The 16,808-nt window shown below is 59.2% G+C and carries 20 protein-coding genes; 10 read left to right on the forward strand and 10 right to left on the reverse strand.

The window, feature by feature from the left end; translation table 11 throughout:
• Positions 1–2: 2 nt before the first annotated feature.
• The 3 genes from rnk to cyaY form a co-directional block, all read right to left on the reverse strand.
• Entirely contained in the window at positions 3–413 is a 411-nt protein-coding gene (rnk, locus tag PMI36_RS01710; RefSeq protein WP_008076120.1) for a nucleoside diphosphate kinase regulator, read from the reverse strand.
• 251 nt (positions 414–664) lie between these two features.
• Positions 665–883: a DUF1289 domain-containing protein gene (locus PMI36_RS31115; RefSeq protein WP_081499321.1), complete on the reverse strand. Its 219-nt coding sequence runs from the start codon at positions 881–883 to the stop codon at positions 665–667.
• 4 nt (positions 884–887) lie between these two features.
• Positions 888–1,220 carry an iron donor protein CyaY gene (cyaY, locus tag PMI36_RS01705; protein ID WP_008076122.1) on the reverse strand — a complete coding sequence of 111 codons (333 nt, stop codon included), beginning with the start codon at positions 1,218–1,220 and terminating at the stop codon, positions 888–890.
• A 329-nt stretch (positions 1,221–1,549) separates the two neighbouring features.
• Between cyaY and lptM the strand changes: the two genes are divergently transcribed.
• Genes lptM through PMI36_RS01675 form a run of 6 tightly spaced genes read left to right on the forward strand, consistent with a single transcriptional unit; the run spans position 1,550 to position 6,166 of the window.
• Entirely contained in the window at positions 1,550–1,732 is a 183-nt protein-coding gene (gene lptM / locus PMI36_RS01700; protein ID WP_007894883.1) for an LPS translocon maturation chaperone LptM, read from the forward strand.
• Between the two features lie 9 nt (positions 1,733–1,741).
• Positions 1,742–2,989 (forward strand): diaminopimelate decarboxylase, encoded by a 1,248-nt coding sequence (gene lysA / locus PMI36_RS01695; RefSeq protein ID WP_008076124.1) that lies wholly within the window; start codon positions 1,742–1,744, stop codon positions 2,987–2,989.
• Between the two features lie 4 nt (positions 2,990–2,993).
• Entirely contained in the window at positions 2,994–3,824 is an 831-nt protein-coding gene (gene dapF, locus PMI36_RS01690; protein WP_008076125.1) for a diaminopimelate epimerase, read from the forward strand.
• A 13-nt stretch (positions 3,825–3,837) separates the two neighbouring features.
• A complete protein-coding gene (locus tag PMI36_RS01685; RefSeq protein ID WP_008076126.1) occupies positions 3,838–4,563 on the forward strand; it encodes a DUF484 family protein in 726 nt (241 codons plus the stop codon).
• Positions 4,564–4,565: 2 nt separating this feature from the next.
• Positions 4,566–5,465, forward strand: a complete 900-nt coding sequence (xerC, locus tag PMI36_RS01680; RefSeq protein WP_008076127.1) for a tyrosine recombinase XerC — start codon at positions 4,566–4,568, stop codon at positions 5,463–5,465.
• Positions 5,462–6,166: an HAD family hydrolase gene (locus tag PMI36_RS01675; RefSeq protein WP_008076128.1), complete on the forward strand. Its 705-nt coding sequence runs from the start codon at positions 5,462–5,464 to the stop codon at positions 6,164–6,166. Before xerC ends, PMI36_RS01675 begins: the two co-directional genes overlap by 4 nt.
• Before the next feature lie 203 nt (positions 6,167–6,369).
• On the opposite strand, the gene sutA is transcribed toward PMI36_RS01675, so the two are convergent.
• From sutA to glnK, 4 genes are all read right to left on the reverse strand, one after another.
• Complete coding sequence (sutA, locus tag PMI36_RS01670) at positions 6,370–6,693, reverse strand: transcriptional regulator SutA (RefSeq protein WP_008076129.1); 324 nt, start codon at positions 6,691–6,693, stop codon at positions 6,370–6,372.
• A 104-nt stretch (positions 6,694–6,797) separates the two neighbouring features.
• Positions 6,798–7,223 carry a secondary thiamine-phosphate synthase enzyme YjbQ gene (locus PMI36_RS01665; RefSeq protein WP_007989493.1) on the reverse strand — a complete coding sequence of 142 codons (426 nt, stop codon included), beginning with the start codon at positions 7,221–7,223 and terminating at the stop codon, positions 6,798–6,800.
• Positions 7,224–7,437: 214 nt separating this feature from the next.
• The gene (locus PMI36_RS01660) at positions 7,438–8,775 is read right to left on the reverse strand and encodes an ammonium transporter (RefSeq protein ID WP_008007557.1); all 1,338 of its coding nucleotides are present in this window, start codon (positions 8,773–8,775) and stop codon (positions 7,438–7,440) included.
• Between the two features lie 35 nt (positions 8,776–8,810).
• A complete protein-coding gene (gene glnK / locus PMI36_RS01655; protein ID WP_002555808.1) occupies positions 8,811–9,149 on the reverse strand; it encodes a P-II family nitrogen regulator in 339 nt (112 codons plus the stop codon).
• Positions 9,150–9,567: 418 nt separating this feature from the next.
• On the opposite strand from glnK, the gene PMI36_RS01650 reads away from it, so the two are divergent.
• Together PMI36_RS01650 and PMI36_RS01645 are read left to right on the forward strand one after the other, a co-directional pair.
• The gene (locus PMI36_RS01650; RefSeq protein ID WP_008076132.1) at positions 9,568–9,828 is read left to right on the forward strand and encodes an accessory factor UbiK family protein; all 261 of its coding nucleotides are present in this window, start codon (positions 9,568–9,570) and stop codon (positions 9,826–9,828) included.
• Positions 9,829–10,282: 454 nt separating this feature from the next.
• Positions 10,283–10,804, forward strand: coding sequence for a BRO-N domain-containing protein (locus tag PMI36_RS01645; protein WP_008076134.1), 522 nt, complete (start codon positions 10,283–10,285; stop codon positions 10,802–10,804).
• 47 nt (positions 10,805–10,851) lie between these two features.
• On the opposite strand, the gene PMI36_RS01640 is transcribed toward PMI36_RS01645, so the two are convergent.
• Positions 10,852–11,157, reverse strand: a complete 306-nt coding sequence (locus PMI36_RS01640; protein ID WP_008076136.1) for a HigA family addiction module antitoxin — start codon at positions 11,155–11,157, stop codon at positions 10,852–10,854.
• An 8-nt stretch (positions 11,158–11,165) separates the two neighbouring features.
• Positions 11,166–11,444 (reverse strand): type II toxin-antitoxin system RelE/ParE family toxin, encoded by a 279-nt coding sequence (locus PMI36_RS31125; protein WP_007894775.1) that lies wholly within the window; start codon positions 11,442–11,444, stop codon positions 11,166–11,168.
• A 245-nt stretch (positions 11,445–11,689) separates the two neighbouring features.
• Here PMI36_RS31125 and PMI36_RS31795 point away from each other — a divergent pair, with 245 nt between their 5' ends.
• On the forward strand, positions 11,690–11,860 hold the full coding sequence (locus PMI36_RS31795) for a hypothetical protein (RefSeq protein WP_162830929.1): 171 nt from the start codon (positions 11,690–11,692) through the stop codon (positions 11,858–11,860).
• Between the two features lie 178 nt (positions 11,861–12,038).
• Positions 12,039–13,532, forward strand: a complete 1,494-nt coding sequence (locus PMI36_RS01635; RefSeq protein ID WP_007894770.1) for a YifB family Mg chelatase-like AAA ATPase — start codon at positions 12,039–12,041, stop codon at positions 13,530–13,532.
• A 6-nt stretch (positions 13,533–13,538) separates the two neighbouring features.
• Here PMI36_RS01635 and PMI36_RS01630 read toward each other — a convergent pair whose 3' ends face one another.
• Entirely contained in the window at positions 13,539–14,753 is a 1,215-nt protein-coding gene (locus PMI36_RS01630) for an aldose 1-epimerase family protein (protein WP_008076137.1), read from the reverse strand.
• Between the last annotated feature and the right edge of the window lie 2,055 nt (positions 14,754–16,808).

The raw sequence follows: 16,808 nt of genomic DNA on the forward strand, positions 1-16,808 counted from the left end.
TGTCACTCCGGGAAGGCGCCGCCATTGGCAGGTTGCGATTCGACTTCCAGCAAAGTCAGTTTGAGGGTCTTGCCGCCCGGTGCCGGCCAGTCGATGTGCTGACCGACTTTCAGGCCCAGCAAAGCACTGCCCACCGGCGCCAGAATGGAAATCCGGCCTTCGTCGGCGTTGGCATCCTTGGGGTAAACCAGGGTCAGGTGATAGTCCTTGCCGCTGCTCTCTTCACGGCAATGCACACGTGAATTCATGGTCACGACATCGGCGGGCACTTCATCGTGACCGACCAGGGTATCGGCGCGATCCAGTTCGGTTTGCAGCGCGATAACGCCCGGCAGCGTGTCATCCAGGCTGTCGATCAGGCGCTCCAGACGTTGCACGTCCAGACGGGTAAGGGTGATGGAAGGTGCGGTCATGATCAGGGCAGACTCCTTTCTTCTGCACGAAAAAAGCAAAACCCCGCCAGAAAAAGGCGGGGTTTTCACGAGCCTCGATGGGTTGAGGCGTCTCTGGACACTATCACAGCTCAATAAATATACAAGTCATGACCCGAAGGCCCCACGGCCGGCGTAGGAGCTGCCGAAGGCTGCGATCTTTTGATCTTCCGTCGGCGCGACTTATAAAGATCAACAGATCGCAGCCTTCGGCAGCTCCTACAGGGGCCTGGTTAGCCTTTAGTCTTGCGGTCGAGGGCCGATGCACAAATCACCCGCCGCCGCTCATCATCCGCTGAGCGCCATTCGCGAATGTCTTCGACATGGCGAAAACACCCCAGACAAACCTTCTGCTCATCCAGCCGACACACACCGCTGCACGGCGACGGCACCGCCGGGCTGACATTGCTGTAAAGCGGTTTGGGCGGACGAACGGGAGCGGGCTGGGTCACGATCTCACAGGCCTTCGAAATCGAGTTCGACGTCGGCTTGCTGCTTGACGATGCGCTCGAGCATTTCGCCCAGTTGCTCGTCGCTCTTGTCGCACATCCAGCGTTTGCTCTCTTCGTCGTAGTCGAAGTGGAAGCCGCCGGACACCGCCGCCAGCCACAGCTGCCGCAACGGTTCCTGGCGACTGAAGATCAGCGCGGTGCCGTTTTCGAACTTGACGGTGAGCACACCGGCCGAGCTCTCCAGATCGATATCCAGGTCAGACTCGTCAAAAATATCCTCCAGCGTCTGCTGGGTGGCATCGACCAGATCGTGGAAACGGGCTTCGGTCAAACTCATTGCGGGAACCTCAAAAAGTGTCTACTCACGCTCAAGCGCCGCAAGATACGGGCGAGCTCTGGTGATTGCAAAGGATAACGATCAAGCGTCGATATCGATATGGTAGCGCTGTACCTGTGGGAGCGGGCTTGCTCGCGAAGGGGCCAGCACATCCAACATGTTTGTTGACTGAACCACCGCATTCGCGAGCAAGCCCGCTCCCACAATGGACTGCACCTAACTTACCGGCATCCGGCGAAGGCCCGCCGGACGGGAGGCCCGTCGCATAGGCAAGCTGCCGGGTGGCCGGTATACTCCGGCGCAATTAACGCATTTTCAAGGATTTCGCCATGAAGCGCCTGATCTCTTCCCTTGCTGCGCTCGCTTCGCTCGTCGCTTTTGTCAGCTTATTATCGGCCTGTGGTCAAAAAGGCCCGCTGTACCTGCCCGATGAAAATCAAGACCCTGCAGAGCAAGCCAAATCGTCGCAGCAGACTCCGTCGAAAGCCCACAAGCACGACGTCTACCAATAAGGGAACGCCATGGACGCTTTTAACTACCGTGACGGTGAGCTGTTCGCGGAAGGTGTTGCCCTGTCCGCCATCGCCGAGCGCTTTGGTACACCGACCTACGTTTACTCCCGTGCCCACATCGAAGCCCAGTACCTGGCTTACGCCGATGCGCTGGCCGGCGTGCCACACCTGGTCTGCTTTGCGGTCAAGGCCAATTCCAACCTGGGTGTACTGAATGTCCTGGCGCGTTTGGGCGCCGGTTTCGACATCGTTTCCCGTGGCGAACTGGAACGCGTACTGGCCGCCGGCGGCACTGCTGACAAGATCGTGTTCTCCGGTGTCGGCAAGACCCGTGACGACATGCGTCGTGCGTTGGAAGTCGGCGTGCACTGCTTCAACGTCGAGTCCACCGATGAGCTCGAACGCCTGCAAGTAGTGGCCGCCGAGCTGGGCGTTCGCGCGCCGATCTCGCTGCGCGTGAACCCGGATGTCGACGCTGGCACCCACCCGTACATTTCCACTGGTCTTAAAGAGAACAAGTTCGGCATCGCCATCGCCGACGCAGAGGACGTGTACGTCCGCGCCGCACAACTGCCTAACCTGGAAGTGGTCGGCGTCGATTGCCACATCGGTTCGCAACTGACCACCCTGCCGCCGTTCATCGACGCCCTTGACCGCCTGCTGGGCCTGGTCGACCGTCTCGGCGATTGCGGCATCTACCTGCGCCACATCGATCTCGGCGGCGGTTTGGGCGTGCGTTATCGCGATGAAGAGCCGCCATTGGCTGCCGACTACATCAAAGCCGTGCGCGAGCGTCTAGACGGTCGTGACCTGGCGCTGGTATTCGAGCCGGGCCGTTTCATCGTCGCCAACGCCGGCGTGCTGCTGACCCAGGTCGAGTACCTCAAGCATACCGAGCACAAAGACTTCGCCATCGTCGACGCGGCCATGAACGACCTGATCCGCCCGGCGCTGTATCAAGCCTGGATGGACGTCACCGCCGTGCGCCCGCGCAACAGCGCCGCTCGCGCCTACGACATCGTCGGCCCGATCTGCGAAACCGGCGACTTCCTGGCCAAGGATCGTCAGCTGGCCCTGGAAGAAGGCGACCTGCTGGCCGTGCATTCGGCCGGTGCCTATGGGTTTGTCATGAGTTCCAACTACAACACCCGTGGCCGCGCCGCTGAAGTGTTGGTGGACGGTGATCAGGCATTTGAAGTGCGTCGCCGTGAGACGGTAGCCGAGTTGTTTGCTGGCGAAAGCCTGCTGCCGGAGTAAAACCATGCTGCTGCGTTTTACCAAGATGCACGGCCTGGGCAATGATTTCATGGTCCTCGACCTGGTCAGCCAGCACGCGCACATCCTGCCCAAGCACGCAAAGCTTTGGGGCGATCGGCACACCGGCATCGGCTTCGACCAGTTGCTCATCGTTGAGGCGCCGAGCAACCCGGACGTGGATTTCCGCTATCGGATCTTCAACGCCGACGGCTCCGAAGTGGAACAGTGCGGTAACGGTGCGCGCTGCTTCGCCCGCTTCGTGCTCGACAAGCGCCTGACCGCCAAGCGGCTGATTCGCGTCGAGACCAAAAGCGGCATCATCGAACTGGACATCCGCAACGATGGCCAGATCAGCGTCAACATGGGCGCCCCGCGCCTGGTGCCGGCCGAGATTCCGTTCGAAGCCCCGAACCAGGCCCTGAGCTATCAGGTCGACGTCGACGGCACCACGGTCGAACTGGCCGCGGTGTCCATGGGCAACCCCCATGCCGTGTTGCGGGTCAGCGACATCAACAACGCACCGGTGCATGAACTGGGGCCGAAAATCGAACATCACCCACGCTTCCCGGCACGGGTCAATGTCGGTTTTCTCCAGGTCATCGACCGGAGCCGTGCGCAGTTGCGCGTCTGGGAACGCGGGGCCGGGGAAACCCAGGCATGCGGAACCGGCGCCTGTGCTGCCGCAGTGGCCGCGATCAGCCAGGGGTGGATGGATTCGCCGCTATTGATCGACCTGCCCGGCGGGCGTCTGTCCATTGAATGGGCAGGCCCAGGCCAACCGGTCATGATGACCGGCCCGGCAGTGCGCGTATACGAAGGACAAGTGCGTCTTTGAGTGAGCCAAATCCATGACCGACAAGCCCCAGGTTCCCGCCCTACAGCCCGACGAATCCCCTTCCGAAAGCCTTGAGGCGGCGGCGATTGCCGCGTACCTGGAGGCTCATCCGGATTTCTTCATCGAGCACGAAGAACTACTCCCGGCCCTGCGAATTCCGCACCAGCGCGGCGACACCATTTCGCTGGTCGAACGCCAGATGACGATTCTGCGCGACCGCAATATCGAGTTGCGTCATCGCCTTTCGCACTTGATGGACGTGGCCCGGGACAACGATCGACTCTTCGACAAGACCCGCCGCCTGATTCTCGCGCTGATGGACGCCACCAGCCTGGAAGATGTGGTGATCAGCGTTGAAGACAGCCTGCGCCAGGACTTCCAGGTGCCCTTCGTCAGCCTGATCCTGCTGGGCGACAACCCGATGCCGGTGGGTCGCTGGGTGACGCATGCCGAAGCGCAAACGGCCATCGGCGGCTTGCTCTCGGAAGACAAAAGCGTCAGCGGCAGCCTGCGCGAGCATGAACTGGACTTCCTGTTCGGCGAAGAACAGCGCAAGCAGATCGGCTCCACCGCCGTCGTCGCCATCTGCCACCAGGGCATCCACGGCGTCCTGGCCATCGCCAGCCGTGATCCGCAGCACTACAAGAGTTCGGTGGGCACGCTGTTTTTGAGTTACATCGCCGAAGTCATGGGCCGCGTGCTGCCACGGGTCAACAGCTCCTTGCGCTCGGTACGCTGACCATGGAACGACAACTGGACGCTTACTGCGAACACCTGCGCAGTGAGCGGCAGGTGTCGCCTCACACGCTGTACGCCTACCGCCGCGACCTCGATAAAGTGCTGGGCTGGTGCGTCAAACAGAACATCGACAGCTGGGCCGCACTGGACATCCAGCGCTTGCGCAGCCTGATCGCTCGCCTGCATGCCCAAGGCCAATCGTCCCGCAGCCTGGCGCGACTGCTCTCGGCAGTACGCGGGCTCTATCACTATCTAAACCGCGAAGGTCTGTGCGATCACGACCCGGCCAATGGCCTGGCGCCGCCCAAGGGCGAGCGCCGCCTGCCGAAAACCCTCGACACCGACCGCGCGCTGCAACTGCTTGAGGGTGCGGTAGAGGATGATTTTCTGGCGCGTCGGGATCAGGCGATTCTGGAACTGTTCTATTCCTCCGGCTTGCGCCTTTCCGAACTGACCGGGCTCAACCTTGATCAGCTGGATCTGGCTGACGGCATGGTCCAGGTGCTCGGCAAGGGCAGCAAGACTCGACTGTTGCCAGTGGGCAAAAAGGCTCGCGAAGCGCTGGAGCTATGGTTGCCTTTGCGGGCAATGACCAACCCGGCGGACGACGCAGTGTTTGTCAGCCAGCAAGGCCGGCGTCTCGGTCCACGGGCGATTCAGGTACGGGTCAAGGCTGCCGGCGAGCGCGAACTGGGGCAGAATCTGCACCCGCACATGTTGCGGCACTCCTTCGCCAGTCATTTACTGGAGTCCTCTCAGGACTTGCGGGCGGTGCAGGAACTGCTTGGCCACTCGGACATCAAGACCACCCAGATTTACACCCACCTGGACTTCCAGCACCTGGCGACGGTCTACGACAGCGCCCATCCACGGGCCAAACGCATTAAAGGCGATGATTCATGACCATCCAATTGATCACCTTCGATCTCGACGACACCCTGTGGGACACCGCCCCGGTGATCGCCAGCGCCGAAGTCATTTTGCGTGAATGGCTGACCGAGCATGCACCGAACCTGGGCGCGGTACCGGTGGAACACCTGTGGTCGATTCGCGAGCGCGTGCTGAGCAGCGAACCGAACCTCAAGCACCGCATCAGTGCCCTGCGTCGGCGGGTGTTGTTCCATGCGCTAGAAGAAGCCGGTTATGGACATATCGAAGCATCCGACCTGGCCGATCAGGGTTTTGAAGTGTTTCTGCATGCGCGGCATCAGCTGGAGATCTTCCCGGAGGTGCAACCGACCCTGGAGGTTCTGGCCAATCACTATGCGCTTGGCGTGGTGACCAATGGCAATGCCGATGTGCGTCGGTTGGGGCTGGCGGATTACTTCAAGTTTGCCCTGTGCGCCGAAGACATCGGCATTGCCAAGCCGGATGCGCGACTGTTTCATGAAGCGCTGCAGCGTGGCGGGGCAACCGCCGAAACAGCGGTGCATATTGGCGACCATCCCGGCGATGACATTGCCGGCGCTCAGCAGGCGGGGTTGCGGGCAATCTGGTTTAACCCGGCGGGCAAGGTATGGGAAGCACAGACGGCACCGGATGCCGAGATTCGTAGCCTGAACGAATTGCCGGGGTTGTTGGCGCGGTGGAATGCCCAACACTAATCCTGTGTAAGTACACAAATCCAATGTGGGAGCGGGCTTGCTCGCGAAGGGGCTCCGTCAGCCACCCTTGATGTCGGCTGACACACCGCTTTCGCGAGCAAGCCCGCTCCCACATTGGATCGCGCCCCGCCCAAGATTTTTATTCCACCCATGAAAAAGCCCGCAGCGACGGCGGGCTTTTTCAGCAAGCAAGAAGCAGGCGCTTAGATAGGCCGGCTGCCGTACTTGTTATCAGGCTTCTTGGGAGGATCGGCGACCACATTGGCCTCCACTTCCTGCACCTTGCCGCCCCGTGCAAGAAACTCTTCCATGGCCTTGGCCAGGGCGTCGCGTTCCTTGTTCTTGGCTTCGACGCTCGGCAGCTCATCGACCGATACCGCAGCCTTGGCCTTGCCTTTGGCAGTCGGAACGGCCACATCACCGCTGTCGTCTTCAGCGACGTCTTCTGCCGCCGCTTCAAGGCCTTCTTCGGTTTCGTCTTCGTCGCCTACTTCGAGGTCGTCGTTTTCCAGATCATCGTCGCTCATGTTCTACCTCATGACTTGCGAAAAGCAGATTAGTTATAGCCCAGCTTTGCTGTCTGTCGACGGCTGCCGGAAAAAAATCAACCACCACTGGTGACCAGCGGTTTTCATGCCCCTTCACCATGCACGGTGGCGAGGACTTTACGGGCACCGCCATGATCACGGTGCTCGCCCAGATAAACACCTTGCCAGGTCCCCAACGCCAGTCGGCCTGCCGAGATCGGCAAACTGAGCTGACAGCCAAGTACGCTGGCCTTGAAGTGCGCCGGGAGGTCGTCCAGGCCTTCGTCGTTATGCTCATAGCCGTCTGTTCCTTGTGGGATCAGACGATTGAAAAATCGTTCGAAGTCGCGACGTACCGCCGGATCGGCGTTCTCGTTGATGGTCAACGACGCCGAGGTATGCTGTAGCCACAAATGCAACAGACCGACCCGACACGCCTTGAGTTCAGGCAAGCCAGCGAGTAATTCGTCCGTTACCAGATGAAAGCCTCGGGGCCGTGCTCGCAAGGTGATCAGAGTCTGTTGCCACATACAGTTCTCCGCACGTTCGGGGCGCATTCTAGCGCGCTCTGGAAAAAAACAAAGACCCTAATATTCCTTCAATCGTGTAAGCCATTGGCCGCAGAAAAACGCCCGTCGTAAACGGGACTGAACGTGTATGAAAAAACCTTTCAGCCCTTCCTTCACTGACAAATTCCAGACAAAAAAATGCCCGGCAAGCCGGGCAAATTTTTCATGCGCGTGCTTACAAGTTGTAGCCGCGTTCGTTGTGAAGCGCCAGATCAATGCCGACAGCTTCTTCCTCCTCGGTGATACGCAGCCCCATGACAGCGTCCAGGACCTTGAGGATGATAAAGGTGACGATCGCGGTGTAGATCACCGTGAAGCCCACGCCTTTGCATTGAATCCAGACTTGAGCAGCGATGTCGGTAACGGTGCCGAAGCCACCCAGCGATGGTGCTGCGAACACGCCGGTCAGGATTGCGCCGAGGATACCGCCGATACCATGCACGCCGAAGGCATCCAGGGAATCGTCATAACCGAGTTTGCGTTTCAGGGTGGTGGCGCAGAAGAAGCACACCACGCCCGCCGCCAGACCGATCACCAGAGCGCCCATCGGGCCCACGGTGCCTGCCGCCGGAGTGATTGCAACCAGACCGGCCACCACACCCGAGGCGATACCCAGTGCGCTCGGCTTGCCGTGAGTGATCCACTCGGCAAACATCCAGCCCAGCGCCGCAGCAGCGGTGGCGATCTGGGTGACCAGCATCGCCATGCCGGCAGTGCCGTTGGCGGCGGCAGCGGAACCGGCGTTGAAGCCGAACCAGCCGAACCACAGCATCGCGGCGCCCATCAGGGTGTAGCCGAGGTTGTGCGGGGCCATCGGGGTGGTCGGGAAACCTTTACGCTTGCCCAACACCAGGCAGGCAATCAGACCGGCCACACCGGCGTTGATGTGCACCACGGTGCCGCCGGCGAAGTCGAGAACGCCCCAGTCCCACATCAGGCCGCCGTTGCCGGACCAGACCATGTGCGCGATCGGTGCATAAACCAGAGTGAACCAGATGCCCATGAAGATCAGCATGGCGGAGAACTTCATCCGCTCGGCGAACGCACCGACGATCAACGCGGGGGTGATGATGGCGAAAGTCATCTGGAAGGTGATGAAGACCGCCTCGGGGAACAGTGCCGCGGGACCGGTCAGGCTCGAAGGCGTGACACCGGCGAGGAACGCCTTGCCCATGCCGCCAAAGAACGAGTTGAAGTTGACGACGCCCTGCTCCATGCCGGTGGTGTCGAACGCAATGCTGTAGCCATAAATGACCCACAGAATGCTGATCAGACCGGTAATGGCGAAGCACTGCATCATCACGGAAAGAATGTTTTTCGAGCGAACCATGCCGCCGTAGAACAGCGCGAGGCCGGGAATGGTCATGAACAGCACAAGGGCTGTCGAGGTCATCATCCAGGCGGTATCGCCGGAATTGAGGACTGGGGCCGCCACTTCGTCTGCCGCCATGGCCAGGCCGGGCATTACGAGGGACAACAGGGCTCCTAGCCCTGCGAATTTACGCAGAGTCATATTGTTTTCTCCTGGGGCGTTGGGTTTGTGGCGGCTTAGATTGCGTCGGTATCGGTTTCGCCGGTACGGATGCGAATCGCCTGTTCCAGATTGACCACGAAGATCTTGCCGTCACCGATCTTGCCGGTGTTGGCGGCCTTGGTTATCGCCTCGATAACCCGGTCCAGATCCTTGTCGTCAATGGCGACATCGATCTTCACCTTGGGCAGAAAATCGACCACGTACTCCGCGCCGCGATACAGCTCGGTGTGACCCTTCTGCCGACCGAAGCCTTTGACTTCAGTAACAGTAATGCCCTGCACGCCGATCTCGGACAGCGACTCGCGCACGTCGTCCAGTTTGAACGGCTTGATGATGGCAGTGACTAGCTTCATGAAAACTCTCTCCCGAATTGGTGGACTTGCCCCAGGAAAACAAACCCGACTCAAGTCTAAGCGCAGTGCCTGGCTTTGTAACGCATCGTTCGGCCTTACCTGCCCGTCCGACGCCAGCTAACCACTCCGCACGAAACTTCCCCCGTTCCGCTTGGCGCACTGCATTCGTCACAGCGACTGCATCAGTGCATGGGTCACCAGCGACTAAGCAGAAAGCTTGCCATCTATCCAAAATCCATTGATTTCAATACGTTGGCCGCTGCCGAAGAGCCTCTCGCCCGATTGACACAACCGTTACGCACAACAACAGTGCGCGGCCGCCCACTCGACTGCGCGAAAAGCGTGCATCGCTGCTGCCGAGATTGACTATAGACACTGCGTGATACACTGCCCGCCATTGTTGACAGGAACATTTCCCATGCTCGCGCCCAAAGACTTCCTCGACGCCCTGAGCGGCACCGCCTCCCGCCTCTTCAGCGGCGATACCCCACTGCCGAAAAGCGAAATCGAAAGCCAGTTCAAGGCTTTGTTGCAGAGCGGCTTCAGCAAGCTGGATCTGGTGAGCCGGGAAGAGTTCGACAGCCAGATGGTCGTACTGGCACGCACCCGCGCACGGTTGGAGAGCCTTGAGGCGAAAGTGGCGGAGCTGGAAGCGAAGCTCAATCCACCTGCCGAGTAACGCACCAACTCCTCTGTGAAATGCGATCCCCTGTGGGAGCGGGCTTGCCCGCGAATGGGGTCGCCTCGGTCTACCAGCCCTCCCACATGGGACAGACCACCCCTGTAGGAGCTGCCGAAGGCTGCGATCTTTTGATCTTTAAGCCCTCAAAAACCCCGGCAACGTCCTACAAGAAAACCACCGCCGTCCGATTGCGTCGCAAAGCCCCGGTTTCTAAGCTCACCTAATGCTGAATGTTCAGCACTGGGTTTGGCGACCTGGATTCCCCGATGCAGCACGACACATTCGGACAGGGAAATTTCCCGTCTCGATTTATGGCGGCTGTGCGTGGGAGACCTTCGGGTCTGCCGGAATTCGGGCGTCGCCGGTTCGCCAACCCACGCACAGCTGCCACCCTTTTCGTTTGGCGACGATCAGAGGCAGTTTTTCTCCACTCGACCCCGAGAACTGCACCATGGATGAAAACTATCTGACCCCACACATCTTCACCCGCCACAAACTTCACCTCCACGCCCTCCTCCTGGAAAACCAACCCTGGTTCAGCGCCCGCGACCTCGGCCGATTGCTCCGCCTCTTCCTCGACGAACGAGCGCTACGCAAACTCGATCCCGACCAACACCAGAATCTGCATATGCTCATCCACGGCACCGTCGAAAACACACTGCTCATCAGCGAATCCGGCGTTTACGCGTTACTGATCTACCACTACTGCCCCGAATACCGAGGCCTGCGCGAATGGCTTACCCACGACGTGGTCCCAGCGCTCAGAGACGCCCAGCAACCCACCTCAACCGAACGCCCGATCCTGAGCCTGCTGAATTGGCCGGAAATGTCATTGAGTTTGCTGCACTGGAATAACCAGCCGTGGATTCGGCTGCAGGATGTTCCATACGTGCTGCCTGATGGAGAGCAACCACGACGTGCAGTCAATGCTCCGTGGTGGAAGCGCGCTTCGCGAATACTTCAAACATTCTGAACAAAAAAAACCCACGCTTTAACGTGGGGTTCGTTCAAGTCTGAGGATCAGGCGCAATGTGAAAGACGTTCAACTTGATCCCGGATCGCGGCACCCCGTTCAATCTCAGCCTTGCGCAAATCGTAAGTCGATTGCAGATTCAGCCAAAACTCAGGAGTGGTGTCCAGGCAGATAGAAAGCCTGAGAGCCATATCAGCACTGACCCCACGACGCTGGAGCACAATGTCGTTCACCGTAGGTGTCGACACATTCAACGCTCTGGCCAAGGCTGCAGCCGTAAGGTTCAAAGGCTCCAGGTATTCCTCTTTGAGGATCTCGCCTGGGTGAACCGGGCGCATACCATTCTTAGTCATTACTCACCTCAGTGATAATCGACGATTTCGACATTCTCCGGTCCGTTAGGACCCCAGATAAAGCAAATTCGCCATTGGGCGTTGATACGGATGCTGTGCTGCCCTTTGCGACTACCCTCGAGCGCTTCCAGACGATTGCCCGGCGGTGATCGGAGATCTATCAACACAGCTGCGGCATCAAGCATCGTCAGCTTTCGTTCCGCGACATTCAAAATGGCTGACCACACACGGGTTCTTCCGCTGCGAAACAGGTACTCGGTCTCAGAACACTTAAAGCTAACGATCATAATTTAAAGCTTAACGTTATGCATTAATCTTGAGTGTATAACCTGAATTCACAAATGCAAACGTGCTGTTTTGACTTTTGGCCTCCCCTTTCAAAAATCTAGGAAAAGGACTACCTGCGCCCTTCAGAAGGTCTGAAAACCAAGCTGAGTCCTACAAAAAAAACCTCCAATTCCCATTGCCTCACAAGTAAGCACATCTCTTAAGCTGATTGACTCGAACACTCATCCAGGCACGCGAGGTGTCTATGAAACCCAAAAAGCAAAAAGCGAAGCCGTTAATGATCGCTGAGTATCATGCCGAGGCGCTCCGTTTAGCCGGAAACGTTTCTGCCAGCCAACATCGCTTTTTTAAAGTGGCAGCAACGTATGGCAAAGAACTTGAACCTGATGGCTTGCTTGCAGGTGCACGAGCCTGACCAGGCTCCCCGAAGAAACCGCCCGAGTGGCGGTTTTTTTGTGCCTCGCGATTGGCCTGCTTCGTACTTGCAACATCCAGTGAAAGTTTGTCGCCTAAACCACCCCACCAGAACTTCCTCCGCCAACTACCCTTCAAAAAACCGCAGGAAGCGGTCCTCGTCAGCTCAAGGAACGACCATGTCCCTCTCCATCGTCCACAGCCGCGCCCAGGTCGGCGTGGAAGCCCCCGCCGTCACCGTAGAAGTCCACCTGGCCAACGGGTTGCCGTCACTGACAATGGTCGGTTTGCCCGAAGCCGCCGTGAAGGAAAGCAAAGACCGGGTGCGCAGCGCGATCATCAATTCCGGCCTGCAATTTCCGGCACGGCGCATCACCTTGAATCTCGCTCCCGCCGATCTGCCAAAGGACGGCGGGCGATTCGATCTGGCGATTGCCTTGGGGATTCTGTCGGCCAGTGTGCAGGTGCCGACGTTGACGCTGGATGATGTGGAGTGCCTGGGAGAGCTGGCGTTATCGGGCGCAGTGCGGGCAGTTCGTGGGGTGTTGCCGGCAGCGCTGGCAGCGCGCAAGGCCGGGCGCACGTTGGTGGTGCCGCGGGCGAATGCCGAGGAGGCCTGCCTGGCTTCGGGATTGAAGGTGATTGCGGTGGATCATTTGCTGGAAGCGGTCGCGCATTTCAATGGCCACACGCCCATCGCCCCCTACGCTTCCAACGGTTTGCTCTACGCCAGCAAACCCTATCCAGACTTGAACGAAGTTCAGGGGCAACTTGCGGCCAAGCGAGCCTTGCTGATTGCGGCGGCGGGTGCTCATAACCTTTTGTTCAGCGGTCCGCCGGGAACGGGGAAAACATTGTTGGCGAGTCGTCTGCCGGGACTGTTACCGCCACTGGCCGAGAGCGAAGCACTGGAAGTCGCGGCGATTCAATCGGTCGCCAGTTGTGTGCCGTTGAGTCATTGGCCACAGCGCCCCTTCCGACAGCCGCACCACTCCGCGTCAGGCCCCGCACTGGTGGGCGGCGGCTCGAAACCGCAACCCGGCGAAATCACCCTCGCCCATCATGGCGTGTTGTTCCTCGACGAACTCCCGGAATTTGATCGCAAGGTATTGGAGGTATTGAGAGAACCATTGGAGTCCGGCCACATCGTGATTTCCCGCGCCAAGGACCGCGTACGCTTCCCGGCGCGCTTTCAACTGGTCGCGGCGATGAATCCTTGCCCCTGTGGATATCTTGGCGAGCCCAGTGGTAAATGCAGTTGTACACCGGACATGGTCCAGCGTTACCGCAACAAACTGTCGGGGCCGCTGCTGGACCGCATCGATCTGCACCTGACGGTTGCTCGAGAAGCCACGGCGCTGAATCCTGCGTTAAAACCCGGTGACGACACTGCCACCGCCGCCGAGTTGGTGGCCGATGCACGAGAACGCCAACAAAAACGCCAGGGTTGCGCCAATGCATTCCTCGATTTACCGGGCCTGCGCAGACACTGCAAGTTGTCCACAGTTGACGAGACCTGGCTGGAAACAGCGTGTGAACGGCTGACCTTGTCCCTTCGAGCGGCCCATCGACTGCTCAAGGTTGCTCGCACCTTGGCAGACCTTGAGCAAGTCGATGGCATCAGCCGTGAACACTTGGCCGAAGCGCTGCAGTATCGGCCGACAACACTCTAGCCGGCGTCAGCCCTTGGTCAGATCAACCAACGGCGTCTGCCGCACCTCAGTCTCCCGCCCACCCTGAATCTCGCTCACCCGCTTCAACGCCTTATCCACAGCCGCCTTATCCGCCAACAAGCTGTAGCTGATCCCGAACTGCTTCTGTTCCTTCGGCCCAATCGTCGGCACCAGGTTCAGTGGCCGCTGATACCGGCGGTTGTAGGAAAAACTCGTCCCCGGCTCCAGCCCCGTGACATAGCCCTGCCCTTGGGTATCAGTGTTTTTCCACAGGGAGAACACGGGCAGTGTTTGAGTATTGAAGCCGACCGAAACCCCCAGGCTGCCGGCCTTGTTATGCAGCACGGTCAGCGTATCGCCCTTGGCATCGGCATACGGCACCACGTTGTAGACCGTTTCGTCGTAGTCCTTGGTCGGTGCGCGGTAGGTTTGCCAGTCCGGCAAGTCGCCTTTGGCCTTGTCATTGAACGGCGATACCTGTTTCACCGGCGCGGCGAAGCGGGCGCCCTGCTCCAGGAATGGGGTGCTGAAGTTGCTGTGATACAGCGCCTGGTATTCCTTCGGATAGTCGCCGTTGTTGGTCAGGGTGTCGTTGAGGGCGAACGCTACGCTGCCGGGTTCGGTAACCAGCTCGGTCGCGACGGAGAAGTCGACTTTCTTGAACGCCTGTTCTTTCAGCTCACCGCGCAGGGTGATGGCGTACGGCGGTTTTTCATCGATGTGCAGGGTGACTTTGTTCGCGGGGATGTTGGCGGCGCGACCGTGCAGGGTCAGCAGTTCACCATTGTCGATGCCGGGGTGGCCGACCCATTCGTAGCCGCAGCGGGTGACCAGTTCGTTGAAACCTTCCAGCCAGCCCAAGCCACCTCGACCGTTGAGTTCGATGAAGGATGGATTGACCACTTCCTTGACCGGCGAATCCCAGCCCATGCGCACATCGCCGACCGAGGCCTGCAGGACGTTCATGCCACGAGTCGGTACCACCGAGAGTTTCATTGTGCCGTTATCAATGTCGACGATGCTGACACCCTCCTGCCGACCGCCATGCAAGGTGCGTAGGGTCACACTGAAGGGTTTGTCGGTTTTTACCCCGAGTTGCTGGCTGGTGATCTGCCAGTTCTGGGCGGCTTTGTCGGTGTCGAGCAGGACGTAGTCCCAAGCCATGGCTTGGGAAGCAGCGGACAGTGCGCTGAGAGCAACGAAGAGTTTGAGCGGGGTCATGGCAGCAGCCTTTCTTGGAGTTGTGCCAATTTTATAGACTTGAAGAAACGTTTCAGCAAGCATAAAAATCGAGACACTGGTGCTAAATGCCAAGGAAGACGACTAGAGAGGAATTGATCCGCAGATTTGGGACAAATCCTTGAATTGGGGTCGATCCCTTCGCGAGCAAGCCCGCTCCCACATTTGATCTCGGGTGTTCACACATACTGTGTTCACCGCAGATCTACTGTGGGAGCGGGCTTGCTCGCGAAGGGATTTCAGAGGCGACTCAACGAAACCGGTCAACCTCATGCCGCAAGTCCGCCGCCAGCTTCTCCAGCTCTTTGGCAGTCACAGCTAGGTTGGACACTACTTCGCGCTGTTCACTGTTCGCCAAAGCGATGCTTTGCAGATTGCTGCTGAGCAAGGTCGCGGTGCTGCTTTGTTCCTGGGTCGCGGTAGTGATGGCGGCGAATTGCTGACCGGCCGAGCGGCTTTGCTCATCGATCCGCGCCAGGGCAGAAGCGACGTTGGCGTTGCGCGACAGGCCTTCCTGCATCAACACGTTGCCCTGCTCCATGGTGCTGATGGCGTTGCCGGTTTCCTGCTGGATGCTTTGAATCATCCCGGAAATTTCGTCTGTGGCCTGGCGGGTGCGTGAGGCCAGGTTGCGCACCTCATCAGCCACCACCGCAAACCCACGGCCCTGCTCACCGGCGCGGGCGGCTTCAATGGCGGCGTTGAGCGCCAGCAAGTTAGTTTGCTCGGCGATCGCGGTAATCACCCCGACAATGCCGCCGATTTCCTGGGAGCGCTGCCCCAAGGTATTGATCACCGTCGCGGTGCTGTTCAGTGCACCGGCGATTTGCTCCAGGGATGAGGACGCTTCGTCCATCGACGTACGACCGATCTGGGTTTGCTGTGCGTTTTCCTGCGCCAGACGCTGGGTGTTGCCCATGTTGTCGGCGATGTTCAGCGAGGTGGCGCTGAATTCTTCTACGGCGCCGGCCATGCTGGTGATTTCGCCGGACTGCTGCTCCATCCCCTCATAGGCGCCACCGGACAAACCGGACAACGCCTGGGCACGGCTGTTGACCTCTCCCGAGGCCTTACGAATGTGCTCGACCATGGTCGACAAGGCCTGGCTCATCTGATTGAAGGCGCGGGCCAACTGACCGATTTCGTCGTTGCTCGACACGTTCAGGCGCACACTCAAATCACCGGCACCCAAGGCTTCGGCTTGACGCACCAGATCACCCAGTGGCGCCAGTTTGCTGCGCAGCAACCAGACCGCCGCACCGACCGCCAGCAACATCGCCAACAGACTGCCGATCGCCAATTGAATACCGACGCTCCAGGTCACGGCGCGGATTTCGGTTTTCGGCATGCTCGCCACCACCGACCACGGCCCGCCTTCGAACGGCACGGCAACACTGTAAAAGTCTTGCGACTTGTCGTTCCAGAAGTCGCCTTTGCCCGGTGTCTTGGCCAGACCGATGATGCTCGGGACCGCCTGATCCAGCGCCTGTACACCGGCAATCGGCACCAGCCATTTGCCTTGTTCATCCAACAACGCCAGGGAACCGGTCTGGCCGATGCGGAAGCGTTTGAGGTTGGCGAACTGCGCGTTCTGCGCGTCGGTGTAATCGAATCCTACGTACAGCACGGCAATGATCTTACCGTTGCTGTCGCGTACGGGGGTGTACTGCGACATGTAGAAGCGTTCGAACAGCAACGCTCGCCCCAAATAACTCTGCCCCGCCATCAAACGGGCGTAAGCCGGGTTCGCGTGGTCGAGCAGAGTGCCAATGGCACGGCTGCCGTCTTGTTTGGTGACATTCGTGCTGACCCGAATGAATTCTTCACCGCTGCGCACGAACACGGTCGCGACGCCGGCAGTCATCTGCTTGAACTCATCAACTATCTTGAAGTTGTTGTTCAGCACTTCACTCCCCAAACGCAGCCCAGGAGTCTGCGTGTCGTGTAGGGAAAGAGTGTAGATAGATCGGAAGAGCACACGTCTGAACTCCAGTCACTGACCAATCTCGTATGCCGTCTTCTGCTTGAAAAAAAAAA

Origin of the sequence: Pseudomonas sp. GM79, assembly GCF_000282495.1 — a bacterium.
Lineage (GTDB): Bacteria > Pseudomonadota > Gammaproteobacteria > Pseudomonadales > Pseudomonadaceae > Aquipseudomonas.